The 14,999-nt window shown below is 70.2% G+C and carries 12 protein-coding genes; 2 read left to right on the top strand and 10 right to left on the bottom strand.

All coding sequences use genetic code 11. The annotated features are described in order from the left end of the window. Positions 1-84 precede the first annotated feature (84 nt). The 5 genes from ACIREE_RS20000 to ACIREE_RS20020 form a co-directional block, all read right to left on the bottom strand. On the bottom strand, positions 85-1,293 hold the full coding sequence (locus ACIREE_RS20000) for a S8 family serine peptidase (RefSeq protein ID WP_404153542.1): 1,209 nt from the start codon (positions 1,291-1,293) through the stop codon (positions 85-87). A gap of 274 nt (positions 1,294-1,567) precedes the next feature. After that, entirely contained in the window at positions 1,568-2,779 is a 1,212-nt protein-coding gene (gene mgt / locus ACIREE_RS20005; RefSeq protein WP_404153544.1) for a macrolide-inactivating glycosyltransferase, read from the bottom strand. A gap of 66 nt (positions 2,780-2,845) precedes the next feature. Then, complete coding sequence (locus tag ACIREE_RS20010) at positions 2,846-4,135, bottom strand: ABC transporter substrate-binding protein (RefSeq protein ID WP_404153547.1); 1,290 nt, start codon at positions 4,133-4,135, stop codon at positions 2,846-2,848. Beyond that, positions 4,135-4,965, bottom strand: a complete 831-nt coding sequence (locus ACIREE_RS20015; RefSeq protein WP_404153550.1) for a carbohydrate ABC transporter permease — start codon at positions 4,963-4,965, stop codon at positions 4,135-4,137. The genes ACIREE_RS20010 and ACIREE_RS20015 overlap by 1 nt, the downstream gene beginning before the upstream one ends. Beyond that, on the bottom strand, positions 4,965-5,888 hold the full coding sequence (locus tag ACIREE_RS20020) for a carbohydrate ABC transporter permease (protein WP_404153553.1): 924 nt from the start codon (positions 5,886-5,888) through the stop codon (positions 4,965-4,967). The genes ACIREE_RS20015 and ACIREE_RS20020 overlap by 1 nt, the downstream gene beginning before the upstream one ends. Before the next feature lie 190 nt (positions 5,889-6,078). Here ACIREE_RS20020 and ACIREE_RS20025 point away from each other — a divergent pair, with 190 nt between their 5' ends. Beyond that, complete coding sequence (locus ACIREE_RS20025; RefSeq protein ID WP_404153556.1) at positions 6,079-6,957, top strand: phosphotransferase enzyme family protein; 879 nt, start codon at positions 6,079-6,081, stop codon at positions 6,955-6,957. Between the two features lie 52 nt (positions 6,958-7,009). Here the strand turns inward: ACIREE_RS20025 and ACIREE_RS20030 are convergent, their stop codons facing one another. The 4 genes from ACIREE_RS20030 to ACIREE_RS20045 form a co-directional block, all read right to left on the bottom strand. Beyond that, positions 7,010-7,756: a 3'-5' exonuclease gene (locus tag ACIREE_RS20030; RefSeq protein ID WP_404153559.1), complete on the bottom strand. Its 747-nt coding sequence runs from the start codon at positions 7,754-7,756 to the stop codon at positions 7,010-7,012. 91 nt (positions 7,757-7,847) lie between these two features. Continuing rightward, positions 7,848-9,116: an SAV2148 family HEPN domain-containing protein gene (locus ACIREE_RS20035; RefSeq protein ID WP_404154246.1), complete on the bottom strand. Its 1,269-nt coding sequence runs from the start codon at positions 9,114-9,116 to the stop codon at positions 7,848-7,850. Positions 9,117-9,230: 114 nt separating this feature from the next. Continuing rightward, positions 9,231-10,550 (bottom strand): copper amine oxidase, encoded by a 1,320-nt coding sequence (locus ACIREE_RS20040; protein WP_404153561.1) that lies wholly within the window; start codon positions 10,548-10,550, stop codon positions 9,231-9,233. Positions 10,551-10,608: 58 nt separating this feature from the next. Continuing rightward, a complete protein-coding gene (locus tag ACIREE_RS20045) occupies positions 10,609-11,400 on the bottom strand; it encodes a Tat pathway signal sequence domain protein (protein ID WP_404153564.1) in 792 nt (263 codons plus the stop codon). A gap of 161 nt (positions 11,401-11,561) precedes the next feature. Here ACIREE_RS20045 and glgX point away from each other — a divergent pair, with 161 nt between their 5' ends. After that, positions 11,562-13,679, top strand: a complete 2,118-nt coding sequence (gene glgX / locus ACIREE_RS20050) for a glycogen debranching protein GlgX (protein ID WP_404153567.1) — start codon at positions 11,562-11,564, stop codon at positions 13,677-13,679. A 9-nt stretch (positions 13,680-13,688) separates the two neighbouring features. Here the strand turns inward: glgX and ACIREE_RS20055 are convergent, their stop codons facing one another. Beyond that, positions 13,689-14,954 carry an MFS transporter gene (locus ACIREE_RS20055; RefSeq protein ID WP_404153570.1) on the bottom strand — a complete coding sequence of 422 codons (1,266 nt, stop codon included), beginning with the start codon at positions 14,952-14,954 and terminating at the stop codon, positions 13,689-13,691. Positions 14,955-14,999: the final 45 nt, after the last annotated feature.

Here is a 14,999-nt window from a genome sequence, read left to right on the forward strand (position 1 = left end):
ATAGGCGGACACGGTGGGCGGACGCGGGACGGCCGCCGTGCCCCGTGGGGGTGGGCGCGGCGGCCGCCGGTCGCTGGAGTCGTGCTACTCGACGATCTTCAGGAGCTTGTTCGGGGTGCCCTCGGTCGCGTTCGTGATGGCGTCGGGGGTGGCCCCGCCGGTCAGCGCCTTGGCGACGTCGGCCGGGGCCGCGTCCGGGTGCCCGGCGAGGTAGACGGCGGCGGCACCGACGACGTGCGGGGTCGCCATCGACGTACCGGAGATGGTGTTGGTGGCGTCGTCGCCGGTGTTCCAGTCGGAGGTGATGTCCGAGCCGGGGGCGTAGATGTCCACACCGGAGCCGTAGTTGGAGAAGTCCGACTGTTCGTCGTCCTTCGTGGAGGAGGCGACCGTGATGGCCTCGGGGACGCGGGCCGGGCTGGACGTGGAGGCGTCCGCCGACTCGTTGCCCGCCGCGACCGCGTAGGTGACGCCCGACGCGATCGACTTCTGCACCGCCGCGTCCAGCGCCTCGTCGACGCCGCCGCCGAGCGACATGTTGGCGACGGAGGGGCCCTTGTGGTTCTGGGTCACCCAGTCGATGCCGGCGACGACCTGCTCGGTGGTGCCGGAGCCCTCGTTGTCGAGGACACGGACGGCGACGATCTTCGCCTTCTTGGCGACGCCGTGCGCGGTACCGGCGATGGTGCCGGCGACGTGCGTGCCGTGCCCGTTGCCGTCGTCGGCGTTGTCATCGTTGTCGATGGCGTCGAAGCCGGAGGAGGCGCGGCCGCCGAAGTCCTTGTGGCTGATCCGCACGCCGGTGTCGATGACGTACGCGGTGGCGCCCTCGCCCGCCGCGTCGGGGTAGGTGTACTTCCCGTCGCCCGCGGCGTCCGCCTGGTCGATGCGGTCCAGGCCCCACGACGGCGGGTTGTCCTGGGTCGCGTCGATGTGGAACTTCTTGTTCTGGACGACCTTGCCGACAGATTTGTCGGCGGCGAGCTGCTTGGCCTCGGTCTCCGAGAGGCCGTTCACCGAGAAGCCGTTGACGGCGGAGGCGTAGTTCCGCTTGAGGGTGCCGCCATAGCTCTTGGCCAGGTCCTTCTTGGCGGTGGCGTTCGCCTTCTGGTCGAGCAGCACGATGTAGCTGCCGGAGACGGCGCCCTTGGCGTCGAGACCATAGACCTTGCCCTGGGCGGGGGCCGCGGCTCCCGCGAAGCTGCCGGTGAAGACCGTCACGCCCACAGCTGTCGCCGCCGTGGCTATCGCCGCGGTCAGCTTCATCGTGCGCGCACGCTTGTGTGTTGCCATGAAGAGGGGTCTCCTCGTGGTGATGTGGGGGGTTGAGGATCTACGCGCGTGGGGGCGCGTAATTTCGTGCCGTCCCCGGCAATCTCCGGAAGATCTCCGGGGGTTGAGACGAAACCCTGACCGATTGACGCGACCAGATCAAGACCTACATACACCTGTGACTTGTTCAACAAGCTTCTGTAATAACAAAACGGACGGATCACCTCCAATGAGGTCCGTCCGGCAGAGACAGGCTCAGCGACGGCGTTCCACCACGCTGTACGAGTGAAGCTCTCTACCGCGCGGGCAGTTCGGCCTCGATGAGGTCGGCTGCCCGCTGCGTGCCGCCCTCGTCCGCCATCTCCTGCTGGAGCACGGCGAGGCGGCGCGCCACCTCCGGGTCGTCGACGAGGGCGAGGACCGTCTCGCGCAGCTTCCCGGCCATCGCCTCCTCCATCGGGACGCGCCGGGCGACCCCGAGGCCCTGCAGCATGTCGGCGTTGCCGAACTGATCGACGGCCTGCGGGACAGCGACCATCGGCGTCGCGGTGGCAAGGCCCTCCTGGCTGCCGCCCGCGCCGGCATGCGTGATGAACGCGTCGGCTTTCTTCAGGACCGCCAACTGCGGTACCCACTGGTGCACTTCCACGTTGCCGGGAAGCTCGCCGAGGTCGTCGGCCGTGACGTGCTTGCCGACCTGGAGCACGACATGCCAGCCCGGCAGATCACCGAGGGCCTTGGCGCACTCCCGGTAGAAGCCGGGCTGCTTGGTGAACGACGAGCCGAGCGAGACGAGCAGCACGCGCTCGGCGCCGGCCGGGCGCTCCCAGTCGCCCTGCGCGGTCCGGTCGCCCTGACAGGCACCGACGAAGGTGTACGTCTTCTCGTCGACCCGGTCGGCGCTCGGCTGCAGGGCCTTGGGGATGAGCACGAGGGAACGGTCCGGGCGGCCCCAGAACTCCTCGGCGGTCTTGCGCACCCCGTTCTCCCTGAGCCAGCCGGTGAACGTGTCGAAGTACGCCTTGCCGCGCGGAGTCCGCCGGGGCTCCGCCCACATCGGCTCGGCGACCTCCTCCTCGTACCCCTGCCACGCGACGAGGTTCGGTGAGAGGGAGATCGCGGGCACGCCCCAGCGGTGGGCGAGGACGCCCGCCGGGTACGAGGCGATGTCGTGCAGCACGAGGTCCGGCTCGTCCCCTTCGTAGGCCTCGATGAGCTGCGGCAGCGCCTGGATCGCGTCGTTCAGGAACGGTTCCACGTTGTCCAGGAGCGTGGTCCCCCAGGCCGCCGGGTCGTCGTCGGGTCCGGGCAGGATGGTGCGGTAGAGCACCGGCTCGGCGCCGGTCTCGGCGACCTTCTCCTCGAAGAGGTGCGGGATCGCGTACGTGACGCGGTGTCCACGGGCGACGAGTTCCCGGATCACTTCCAGACTCGGGTTCACGTGTCCGTGAGCGGCGATGGAGAACATGGCGATGTGGGCACGCTTGCGGTCTTCCGGGTTCGTCATACGCCCACCTTAGACAAGACGATACGTCTCGTGCAATCACATATCCGGGAAGCCGCTCTCTGTCGGCTACCTCTGGTAGCGCGCGAGCACCAGGTTTCCGTCGTCGACGAGGCGGTGCCGGAGTTCACCGAGGCCGATCGCGCCGCTGTAGTACTCCTGCAGCGCGGGCGTCGCCACCTTGTCCTTCCACTCGGGGTAGCCGCGCACGGACTGGGCGGGGGCCGAACGCAGGTGGGCGGCGAGGGCGGTGCCGGTCGCCCAGCCGTACTTCGTGGTGTGCAGCGCGGGGTCCTGGAGTGCCTGCGTACCGGTGGGCAGCATCCAGTCGCCCAGGGCGAGCCGCACCATGTTGCGCGGCCGCAGGAGGAAGTCGATGAACTCGGCGGCCTCCTTCTTGTGCGGACTGTCCTCGGAGACGGACAGGGTCTGCGGGCTGACGCCCTGGGCGAGGCCGTCGGCCCCGGCCGGCGCGGGCAGCACCTGCCAGTCGAACCCCTTGGGCGCCTGCTGCACGATCTGCTGCCGGTAGGAGAAGCCGAGCGGCACCATCGCGCACTTGCCCGCGAAGAACCCGGGAAGCGTGTCGGAGCCGCCCATGCCGAGCGTCGTACCGGAGGCGCTGCCGTCGACGTTCACCTGATCGTGCACGGTGCGCGGCACGACCGCGTCCGCCGCGCCGAAACGGACCGTCACCTTGCCGTCCGCGCCCCGGTGGAACATCTGCCCGCCCGTGGACAGCGACAGGTTCAGCGTCGCCGACACGGGTTCCTTCAGCGGCCAGGCGACCCCGTACGCGCCCTTGCCGCTGAGCCGCCGGGTGACCTGCCGGAACTCGGCCCAGGTCCAGGGGCGTTCCGGCGTCGGCACCCGGACACCCGACTTCTTCAACAGGGTCGCGTTGGCGACGAGCACACGCGGCTCCTGGAGGAACGGCACCCCGTACACCCCGTCCCCGAACGTCACCGTCTCCCAACTGGGCTGTGCAATGGCCGACTTGAGCCGCTGGGGCAGGTAGTCACGCAGATCGGCGAGGTAGCCGCCGTACGCGAAGTCGGCCAGGTCGTCGGAGGCGTCGTGGATGATGTCGGGCGCCTCGTCGCCCTCGAAGGCAGTGAGCAGCTGGTCGTGGACGCTGTCCCAGCTGCCCTGGATGTACCTGACCTGAATGTCGGGGTGCGCCGCGTTCCACTCCTTCACCAGCTCTTTGCTGGCGTCGACGGACTCCTTCTGCCAGGCCAGCGACTGGAATTCCAGGGTGACGGGGCCGCCGGTCTCCTCCGATCCCGATGAGCAGCCGGCGATGAGCAGCGTCAGCGACGCGGCGAGGGCGAGAACCGACGTGCGTACGTTCCGCATCACTTCACCGCTCCTGCCAGCATGCCGCCCGCGATCCGCTTCTGGATGACCGCGAAGATCACCAGTGACGGCAGCGTCGCCAGGAACGCCGCGGCGGCGAGCGGACCGAGGTCGGCGACGCCCTCGGCGCCGAGGAAATGGGTCAGGATCACCGGCAGCGTCTGGCGCTCCGGGGTCTTCATCAGGACGAGGGCGAAGAAGAACTCGTTCCACGCGCTGATGAACGCGAACAGGCCCGTCGCGACGATGCCGGGCGCGAGCAGCGGCGCCGTCACGGAGACCAGGACGCGCAACCGGCCCGCCCCGTCGACCGCCGCGGCCTCCTCCAACTCCCTTGGTACGGCCCGGACATAGCCGACGAGCATCCATAACGCGAAGGGCAGCGCCCACACCACGTACACCATGATCAGGCCGGGGAGGGCGTTGATCAGGTGGAGATTTTTGAGGATCAGGAACAGCGGGATGATCACCAGGACGAACGGGAACGCCTGGCTGACCACCACCCAGCCGGTCGCCGCTCGCGACACGAACGAGCGGTGACGCGCCATGACGTACGCCATCGGCGTCGCGATGACGAGGGCGATCACGGCGGTGCTGACCGCCACGAGCAGGGAGTTGCCCGCGGCGCGCAGCAGGGGCTGTTCGTCGAAGGCCTGCCGGAAGTTGGCGAAAGTGGGGTCCTCGGGGATCCAGGTGGGGTGCAGGCTCGCGAGTTCGCGCGGCGGCTTGAACGCCGTGGAGATCAGCCACAGGAACGGGAAGACGAGGAAGACGAGATAGGCCAGGAGCGCGAGGTACTGGCCCGCGCGGGCAGGCCTGGACGGCTTCATCACAGCTCGTCGCCCCCCTTCAGACGGCCCACCAGATAGAGGGCGAGGAGGACCGAGATGACGGCGACCATGACGCAGCCCATCGCCGCCGCGTAGCCGAACTGGCCGTAACGGAAGGCTTCTTCGTACGCGAACAGCATGGGAAGCCGGGTGCGGCCGCCGGGCCCGCCGTTGGTCAGGACGTAGACCAGGGCGAAGGCGTTGAAGTTCCAGATGAAGTTGAGCGCGCTGATGGCGAGGGCCACCGGGCGGATCGCCGGCCAGGTCACCGTGCGGAACCGGCGCCAGGCGCCCGCCCCGTCCATGGCGGCCGCCTCGTGCAGTTCACGCGGGGTGTGCTGCAACCCGGCGAGCAGCGCGACCGTGGTCTGCGGCATGCCCGCCCAGACGCCGACGACGATGACGGCGGGCAGCGCGGTGGCGAGACCGGTGAGCCAGTCGCGCCCGTCGCCGAGTCCGAGGTCGCGCAGCGTCTCGTTGAGGATGCCCGCGTCCGGGTGGTAGACGAGGCGCCACATGATGCCGACGACGACCTCCGGCATCGCCCACGGCACGATCGCGAGGGCCCGCGCCAGCCAGCGGAAGCGGAGGTTCTGGTTGAGCAGCAGCGCGAGACCGAGGGCGAGCAGGAACTGCGGCACCGTCACACCGACCGCCCACAGCAGGCCGATGCGGAACGACTCCCAGAACAGGGTGTCGTGGAAGAGATCCCGGAAGTTGAGGGTGCCGACCCACTGGGTCGCCGTGGTGCGGCCCGACTGGGAGTCGGTGAAGGCGAGCCCGATCCCGTACAGCAGCGGGCCGACGCTCAGGACCAGGATGGGGAGGAGAGCGGGGAGCACCAGGAACCAGGCGCCCTGCTCCCCGGGCGGTCCGGACGCGGGGCGCTGCCCCGTCCGTGCTGGTGCGGTCGCCGAGGTCACGGATGCGACTCCTTCGGGGTCCTTCGGGCGCTGCGGACGGCGTTCAAAGACAGGCTCTGAGGCTTCCGGCCGCCCCGGCGGCCTCCGTCATGGTCCTGACACGGTCCTGCGACGTCAAGACATACGGACGGGTGCGAGACTGGGCCGGTAGGGACCGGGCCGGTATCGGCAGGCATGCGGGAGGCGAGTGATGGACGAGGCACGGGCACGGGACGTGCTGGCTCAGGCGGGTGTCGTGGACGGCCCGGCGGGCGGCGCGGAGCTGCTCGCTCTCGGCGAGAACGCGGTGTTCGCCGCCGGCGACCTCGTCGTCAAGGTGGGCCGCGGCACCGACCGGGCGCCCGAACTCCTGGACCGCGCCCGCCGCGAGCTGGCCATCGCCGCGTACCTCGCCGAGCACGGCGTACCGGCGGTGCGGGCCGCGAAGGCCGAGCCGCTCCTGGTCGACGGACACCCGGTGACGGTGTGGCAGCGCATCCCGGCGTCGGTGCGGCCCGCGGAGCCGCGTGATCTGGCGGAGCTGTTGAAGCTCGTGCACGCGCTGCCCGCGCCGACCGCGTTCACGCTGCCCCGGCGGGAGTTGCTGGGCGGCGTCGAGCGGTGGCTGCGGCTCGCGGGCTCCGCGATCGACCCGGCGGACGCGGCGTATCTGCGCGAGCGGCGCGACGGATTCGCGGCGGCCGCCGCCGCGCTGACCCCGCGGCTCACCCCCGGGCCGATCCACGGTGACGCCCTGCCCCGCAATGTGCACATCGGGCCCGACGGGCCCGTCCTCGTCGACCTGGAAACGTTCTCGTCGGATCTGCGGGAGCACGATCTGGTGGTGATGGCGCTGTCGCTCGACCGGTACGGGTTGCCCGCGGCGGCCTATGCCGGGTTTGTCGCCTCGTACGGGTGGGATGTGCGGGAGTGGGAGGGGTGTGGGGTGTTGCGCGGGGCGCGGGAGACTGCTTCCTGCGCGTGGGTTGCACAGCATGCGCCCAGTAACCCGTCGGCCCTGGCGGAGTTTCGGCGGCGGGTGGCGTCGTTGCGCGACGGGGACGCCTCCGTGCGGTGGTATCCGTTCTGAGCCTGGCCGCGGCGCCGCTCACACGGGGGCTTCGCCCCCGGACCTCCACTCCTCAAACACCGGACGGGCTGGAAGGGGCAGGGCTGGAGGGTTCCAGATCCCTTATCGGCCACGCCGGGTCCACCACCGCCGCCGCGTCGCCCTTCTTCCGCAGGAAGTTCTGGAAGTCCGTCGCCCACTGCGCGTACCACTCCACCTGTCGGCGATGCAGCTCCGCCGGGCCGAGGGAGGCGACCTTCGCATGGCGGTCGCCTATCGCGCGGGCGAGCAGCACGGCGGCCAGGGCGTCCGCCGAGGCGTCGTGCGCGGCGTCGAGCGTGACGCCGTACTCGGTGCAGACCGCCTCCAGGTTGCGCTTGCCGCGGCGGTAGCGGTCGGCGGTGCGGTCGATCGTGTACGGGTCGATCACCGGGGCCGGCTCCGTGCCGCCGAGACGGTCGCGCAGCGAGGGCAGTCCGTACCGGGCCAGCTCGGCGGAGAGCAGGGTCAGGTCGAACGTCGCGTTGTACGCGACCACCGGGACGCCCGTGCGCCAGTACCCGACGAGCACCTCCGCGATGGCCTCGGCCACGCGGTCGGCCGGCGCGCCCTCCGCCGTCGCCCGCTCGTTGCTGATCCCATGCACGGCGACCGCCTCGTCCGGGATCGGTACGCCCGGGTCGGCGAGCCACTGCCGGTGGCCGAGGACCGAGCCGTCCCTGACCTCTATGACAGCGCCCGTGACGATGCGCGCCTCACGCGGATCCGTCCCCGTCGTCTCCAGGTCGAAGCCGACCATCAGCTCCCGGTGCCAGCCCATGGCAGCCCCCTTCTCGTGGTGCGTTCCCCCAGTGACCACCACCTTCGCATGCGCCACTGACAATGCGTCCGGCGCCGGTCCCGGGCGGCTCCTACGACACCGGGCGGCCGTCCGCCCACGCCTGCTCGAACTCGTCCCGGTATGTCACGAACAACCCGTTCTCCCCCATGTCCGCCGGGGCGCCCGCCTTGACCAGGCGCCCGCCACCGCGCAGTACGAGGACCGGCGCCTCCATCCCGCGCGTGCGGCGCAGGTAGGACTGGACGACCGCGACACCGTCCGAACCGTCGCCGTCGACGAGGTACGCGGTGAAGCGCGGAGTCTCGTCGAAGACCTGGATCTCGAACGCGCCGGGGTCGCGAAGCCGGGCCCGTACGCGACGCATGTGCAGGATGTTCATCTCGACCGCACGGCTCAACTCGCCCCGCTTGATACCGAGTTCCCTTTCGCGGCGTTTGACCGAGCTGGACGCCGGGTTCAGGAAGAGAAGCCGGGTCCGGCAGCCGGACTCGGCGAGGCGCATCAGGCGGCGGCCGGAGAAGTTCTGGACCAGCAGGTTCAGCCCGATCCCGATCGCGTCCAGCCGCCGGGCGCCGCCGAAGAGGTCCTCGGCGGGGAACTGGCGCAGCAGCCGTACCCGGTCCGGGTGCACACCCACGACGTCCGCGTACCGGTCGCCGACCAGGCTCTCGACGGCGTCGATGGGCAGCCGGCGGGCCGAGGGGACGTCGGAGCCCGCGCCGAGCATCTCCAGCAGGCGGGCCGAGGCGCGCTCGGCCTGGGCGAGGACCGTCTCGGACAGGGCACGGTTGCGGGAGACCACGTTGCGGGTGACCTCCAGCTCGTCCAGGGCGAGCTCGACGTCGCGCCGGTCGTCGAAGTACGGCTCGAAGCACGGCCAGTGCTGCACCATCAGCTCCCGCAGCTGCGGGAGCGTGAGGAAGGACAGCACGTTGTCGTCGGCCGGGTCGAGGAGGTAGCCCTTGCGTCGGCTGACCTCGCGCACGGCGACGGCCCGCTGCACCCACTCCTGTCCGGCGGGCCCGGCGGCGGCCACGACCCAGTCGTCACTGTGCACGGGCTCATAGATCGGACGCAGCACGGCCGCGACGACGGCACGCAGCCGCTGCTCGACCAGATTCAGCCAGATGTACGCGCGCCCCGCTCGTTGGGCGCGCGTACGAACCTCGCGCCACGCGTCGGTGCCCCAGTCCAGTTCGGGTCCGATCTGCGACCCCACATCCATGGGCCGAGCCAGCGACACCGCTCCGGGCGGGATGTCCGCGGAGGCTGCCACCGAACCCTCCTGGCCCTCGTGACCCTCGTCACCAGGGGGCAGCTCAAGCCCTCCCGAGCTCACCCGCTCCGCACCGCCTTCCGCTCCCCCGAGCTTGTCGAGCACTCCCCCAGCAACGATCAAGGAAGGGTACTCCGGGAGCGGCGGGCGGTGCAGCCCGATGGAGATGCGAGTTTCTCAACTACCGTTTCTGGGCACGCCGTTCTGGTCCGCCAGGTCGGCGGGAGTGAGCGGACTCATAGCGGTCACGTCCCTGGGAGCCAGTGAGAAGCCCTGCCAGTGGACCGGCATGGGCTGCTGGTCCTCGTCCCGGGCGATGTGGTGGAACCCGACGTTGACCCAGGCGATCGGATGGTTCAGCGCCTGACCGGTGACCCACTTGTCCACACTTGTTCCACCGCAGCTCGCCGCGGGGTTGTCGCTCGCGTACTGCTCGCACTTCTTGTACTCGGTGAAGTACACGTCGTGCTTGGTGAACGGGCGTCCGAGGAACTTGGCCGAGCGGCCGGGCACGAACTCGTAGGACCTGGGGTGCCCGTCCTTGTTCTTGCCGGCCGTGGAGACCACGCGCCACCAGCGCAGGTCCTTCACGTCACCGGCGAGTTCCTTGGTGACGGGCGTCCTGGTGGTCTTCGTGGTGGGCGAACCGCTGCCGCGCGGCGGGGTCACCTTGGAGTCGTACTGCTCGACCTTGCTCTTGTTCGAGCCGTCGAGGCCGAAGTTGAGCCGCCAGAAGACGTTGTGGCTGTGGCTCTCGGCGTAGGCGCTCGCCCCCTTGCCGATGGGCCAGCCCTTGCCGTCGGTGCCCTTGTAGTCGTACGGGGAGAGGCTGCCGGTGGCACCGATGTTGGAGGTGATGGTGCCGTCGGAGGAGAAACGCCACTCGGTGATGTACTCGTACCAGGACGCCTTGTTGACGGTGTAGACGAGCAGGTCCTTGCCCTGGGCGCTGTACAGCTTGCCGCTGCCGCCGGTCGACTCGTCGTCATTGAGCCGGTACGCGTGCCCGCGCGCACGCGTGGTCGTGCACAGTCCCGTCACATTGCCCCGGTCGGGGACCTTGACCGTCTTGATGGTGCCACCAGGACACTCGGCCGGCCTGAGGTTCTGCAGGGCCTGGCCGAAATCGGTGCCGGTGACGTCGTCGTACTCGGCCTCCCCGTCGTCGTAGGGGACATGGACCTGCGCGAGCCGGGCACTGGTGAGGACACGGATCGGCTTCGGCTCGCTCTTGGGCTGGTAGCTCACCTCGTCCAGGACGAGTCCGGAGAGGGTGTTGTAGTGCCAGCACATGCGCCAGGTGGTACCGCCGTCGAGGGTCTGTTCGATCTGGTACGCGGCCGAGCAGGCCGGGCCGGCGGCCGCGGGCGCCTGCGGCGGGGCCGCCGTGGCGGAAGGGGCGGTGGCGAGAGCGGTGCCCAGGAGCGTGGCGACCGAAAGGCCGGCGAGGACGGCAGCGGGCCGTCTGCCGGCGCGCTGAACTCTGTTGACGTGCATACGGAAGGGCTCCCTTGTGCAGGAGGAGTATGTGGAGGGTTCGGTGCCGGGACGGCTCTCAGGCGAGGCGGCCGACCGTGCGGTCGCTCAGGTCGACGACGAGGGCGCGGGTGTCGATCCACGGCCCGTTCTTGACCTTGACCACGACGCGCAGGCAGCGGTGCTTCCCGCAGGCGGTGAGGCCGGAGGGGACTTTCGCGACGGTCGTCTTGCGGAACACCATGCCGCTGAGATGCAGTTGCTCCGCCTTCGTGAGCTGCTTGCCCGTGGCGTCCTTGTAGTCGCTCTTCAGGTCGGCACCGAGCTTGTTCGCTATCAACAGCTGCGTGGCCTCGGCCAGTTCGCCCTGACTGGGCGGCGGCTGCACTCCCTGGTCGCTCCGGGTGTCCTCCACCTTGCCGGTGTCGAGGTTCACGGTCTTGGTGATGACGGAGTCGCTCTTGTAGTCGTAGGAGACGACGTCCGCGCGGCGCTGTCCCGCGGCGGCGCCGGTCAGGCCCGGGTCGATCTCCGTCAGGTTCGTCGACAGGTGCTGCGGCCCCCGGTCGCCCTCCACGTCCCGGGCCTTCATCCGCAGGCCGTTGTTCCGCACCGCGAGATTCTCGGCGCGGTCGATCTCGGCGTCGGTGAGCGGGTCCCTGCCGACCCCCTTGTCCCCCTCTGCGGGGGCTGCCTCGACCTTGCCCGCCGGGGCCACCGCGTCCTGCTGCGCGGCCCCCGCGCGGGACGCACCCCCCGCGCCCCCTCCGTCGTCCGGCAGGCCCACGGCGACGGCCACAGCGGCCCCCGTGACCGCGAGGGCCACCGTCGCCACCAGCTTCCCGAGATGTCTACTAGCCAGCTCGCGCACATCTACCCCCTGCTTCCCCGGCAGTCCCACGCGCGGGCATACCGGAATTACGTGGTCTTCATGTAAGAGGGACCCAACTCGTAGGTGGTTCCGCCACTTTCGGGGGAGAGACTGACTGATGTCGCCCGGACCGCCGGGCCGGAAGTGGAAGAGTCGTCACCATGCAGGTCTGGCCTGGACAGGCGTATCCGCTCGGCGCCACGTACGACGGCGCCGGTACGAACTTCGCGGTCTTCTCGGAAGCCGCGGACCGAATCGAGTTGTGCTTGTTGCACGACGACGGGTCGGAGACCGCCGTGGAGTTACGGGAATCCGACGCGTTCGTCCGGCATGCCTACCTCCCCGGGATCATGCCGGGGCAGCGGTACGGCTACCGTGCGCACGGTCCCTACGAGCCCGCGCGCGGTCTGCGCACCAACTCGGCGAAGCTGCTCCTCGATCCGTACGCGCGCGCCATCAGCGGGCGCATCGACTGGACGGAGGCCGTGTACGGATATCCGTTCGGCGCACCGGACGAGCGCAACGACCTCGACTCGGCGCCGCACATGATGGCGTCGGTCGTGGTGAACCCGTACTTCGACTGGGGCGACGACCGCCCGCCGCGCACCGATTACCACGAGACGGTGCTCTACGAGGCCCACGTGAAGGGCCTGACGATGCGGCACCCGGCCCTGCCGGAGGACCTGCGCGGCACGTACGCGGCGCTCGCGCATCCGGCGATCATCGATCACCTCACCGAACTGGGCGTCACCGCACTGGAGTTGATGCCGGTCCACCAGTTCGTCAACGATCACCGGCTGGTCGACATGGGCCTGAACAACTACTGGGGCTACAACACGATCGGCTTCTTCGCCCCGCACAACACGTATGCGTCATGGGGCGACCGGGGCGAACAGGTACTGGAGTTCAAGTCGGCGGTGCGGGCCCTGCACCAGGCGGGCATCGAGGTCATCCTCGACGTGGTCTACAACCACACGGCAGAGGGCAACGACCTGGGCCCGACGCTGTCCTACAAAGGCCTCGACAATCCGTCGTACTACAGGCTGGCCGAGGACCCGCGCTACTACGAGGACACCACGGGGACCGGGAACTCGCTGCTGATGCGGTCCCCGCACGTGCTCCAGATGATCATGGATTCGCTGCGCTACTGGGTGGAGGAGATGCACGTCGACGGGTTCCGCTTCGACCTGGCCGCCACCTTGGCGCGGCAGTTCCACGAGGTGGACCGACTTTCGTCGTTCTTCGACCTGGTGCAGCAGGACCCGGTGGTCTCCCGCGTGAAGCTGATCGCGGAGCCCTGGGACGTCGGCGAGGGCGGTTACCAGGTGGGCAACTTCCCGCCCCTGTGGACCGAGTGGAACGGCAAGTACCGCGACACCGTGAGGGACTTGTGGCGGGGCGAGCCGCGCACGCTCGCCGAGTTCGCGGGCCGGATCACCGGCTCCTCGGACCTCTACCAGGACGACGGCCGTCGTCCTCTGGCGTCCATAAACTTCGTGACCTGCCACGACGGCTTCACCCTGCACGACCTGGTGTCGTACAACGACAAGCACAACGACGCCAACGGTGAGGACAACCGGGACGGGGAGAGCCACAACCGGTCGTGGAACTGCGGCGCCGAGGGTGCGACCTTCGACGCGGACGTACTGGATCTCCGGGCCCGCCAGATGCGTAACTTCGTCGCTACGTTGATGCTGTCGCAGGGCGTGCCGATGCTCAGCCACGGCGACGAGTTCGGACGCACCCAGGGCGGCAACAACAACGCGTACTGCCAGGACAACGAGGTGGCGTGGGTGCAATGGGCGGATTCCGACGCCCCGCCCGAGCCCTTCCTGGAGTTCACGCGCGCGATGGTGCGGCTGCGCCGCGAGCATCCGGTGTTCCGCAGGCGCCGCTTCTTCCACGGCCGCCCGGTGGAGGGCACGCACGACGAGTTGTCGGACATCGCCTGGTTCACTCCGGAAGGCGAGGAGATGACCCAGCAGGACTGGGGGGCGGCGCAGGCCAGCGCGCTCTCGGTGTTCCTGAACGGCAACGCGATCTCGGAGCCGGGCCCGCGCGGCGAGCGCATCATGGACGACTCGTTCCTGCTGCTGTTCAACGCTTCACCGGAGGAGCTGGAGTTCGTGGTGCCGGTGGATCACGGCCGTCAGTGGCAGGCGGTCGTCGACACGGCGCTGCCGAGCGGGCTGCCCGCGGACGACGGCCAGAAGGTGCAGGCGGGCGACCGGCTGATGCTGGCCGGCCGGAGCCTCACGGTGCTGCGACGGCCCGCGTAGGGCCTGCCCTCAGAGTGCCTGGAGGGGCCGTACGCGCAGCGCGACGACGAAGGCGAGGGCCGCCGCCGCGCTGCCCACCGCGAACGCCACGGCGGGCCCGTGGGCCTGTGCGAGCCGGCCCGCCACGGCGAGCGTGACGGCCTGCCCGCCGACGAAGGCGCTCGCGGCGACCGTCATGCCCTCGGCGAGCCGTTCGCGGGGCACGGCCCGTTCGGTGAGCCCGAACCCGGTGATCAGGTTCGGGGCGAAGAGGGCGCCGAAGACGGTCACGGCGGCGTACAGGAGCGGCATGGTGTGGGTGACGGTCAGCGGCAGCGAGAGGAGGGCGGCCGCGCCGGTGGCGACGCGCCAGCGGACGGGGAGCGCGAGCCGCTCGGGCACAGCGGCCATCGACAGGCCGACGACGGCGCTCATGACACCCATCGCGGCGTAGACGAGGCCTGCCTGGTCCTCGTGGCCCAGTTCCTGCGTCAGCGCGGTGATCCCGGCGCCGCAGCCGCCCAGGAGGACGCCCAGCAGGACGAGTCCGACGCGCACGAGGTGCACCTGGCGCGGCATCCGGGCCCGGTCGCCCCGCGCGCGTGGCCGCGCGTCCGCCGCGGTACGGGGGGCGGCGGTGGCCGTGGGGTGCAGCGCGAACCCGGCGCCGCAGAGGGCGACCAGCAGGGCTGCGGCCCCGAACGCGTAGGCGGGGTGCGCCACCACGGAGGCGATGCCGATGAAGGCGGGGCCGAGGACGAAGGAGAGTTCGTCCATGGTGGACTCCAGCGACAGGACGGCGTTCACGACCCGTTCGTCCGCCCCCTCGCGGCGCACGAGCGCGACCCCGCGGGCGCGCGCGAGCGGCCCGACACCGGGCACGGTGGCGCCCGCCAGGATGCCGAGAGCGACCAGGAGAAGCGTGGGCAGGCCGTACAGCGCGCCGAGCGTGTAGGCGGCTATGGCGGCGGAGTTGAGCAGCGCGAAGGCGAGCACGACCGGGCGCTGGCCGTGCCGGTCGGCCAGGCGCCCCACAAAGGGCCCCATGGCGACCTGGCCGAGCGCGAGGGCGCAGGCGACGGTGCCGCCGGTGGCGAGCGAACCGCTGGTACGGGTCACCAGCAGCACGCTGCCGAACTGAATCACCGCGACGGGCAGCCGCCCGAAGAACGAGACGACCGGAAGCAGCCGGCCGGTCACCGCGATCACCTGACGGTACGTATCGAGCGCGCTGGGCGCTTTCACAGCTGAGCTGGGCGTGGTGGATGTGCTGGGCGTGCTGGGCTTGCTGTTCATCGGATGACGCTAACGACACGCGACGCGCCGCCCGCATGTGGTGAA

This window comes from Streptomyces sp. NPDC102467 (genome assembly GCF_044765445.1).
GTDB lineage: Bacteria > Actinomycetota > Actinomycetes > Streptomycetales > Streptomycetaceae > Streptomyces.

Excerpts from the sequence above, each read along its gene's own strand:
- ACIREE_RS20010 (WP_404153547.1), bottom strand. The coding sequence starts at position 4,135 with ATGCGGAACGTACGCACGTCGGTTCTCGCCCTCGCCGCGTCGCTGACG.
- ACIREE_RS20040 (WP_404153561.1), bottom strand. The coding sequence starts at position 10,550 with ATGCACGTCAACAGAGTTCAGCGCGCCGGCAGACGGCCCGCTGCCGTC.
- ACIREE_RS20055 (WP_404153570.1), bottom strand. The coding sequence starts at position 14,954 with ATGAACAGCAAGCCCAGCACGCCCAGCACATCCACCACGCCCAGCTCA.
- glgX (WP_404153567.1), top strand. The coding sequence starts at position 11,562 with ATGCAGGTCTGGCCTGGACAGGCGTATCCGCTCGGCGCCACGTACGAC.
- mgt (WP_404153544.1), bottom strand. The coding sequence starts at position 2,779 with ATGACGAACCCGGAAGACCGCAAGCGTGCCCACATCGCCATGTTCTCC.
- ACIREE_RS20000 (WP_404153542.1), bottom strand. The coding sequence starts at position 1,293 with ATGGCAACACACAAGCGTGCGCGCACGATGAAGCTGACCGCGGCGATA.
- ACIREE_RS20015 (WP_404153550.1), bottom strand. The coding sequence starts at position 4,965 with ATGAAGCCGTCCAGGCCTGCCCGCGCGGGCCAGTACCTCGCGCTCCTG.
- ACIREE_RS20030 (WP_404153559.1), bottom strand. The coding sequence starts at position 7,756 with ATGGGCTGGCACCGGGAGCTGATGGTCGGCTTCGACCTGGAGACGACG.
- ACIREE_RS20025 (WP_404153556.1), top strand. The coding sequence starts at position 6,079 with ATGGACGAGGCACGGGCACGGGACGTGCTGGCTCAGGCGGGTGTCGTG.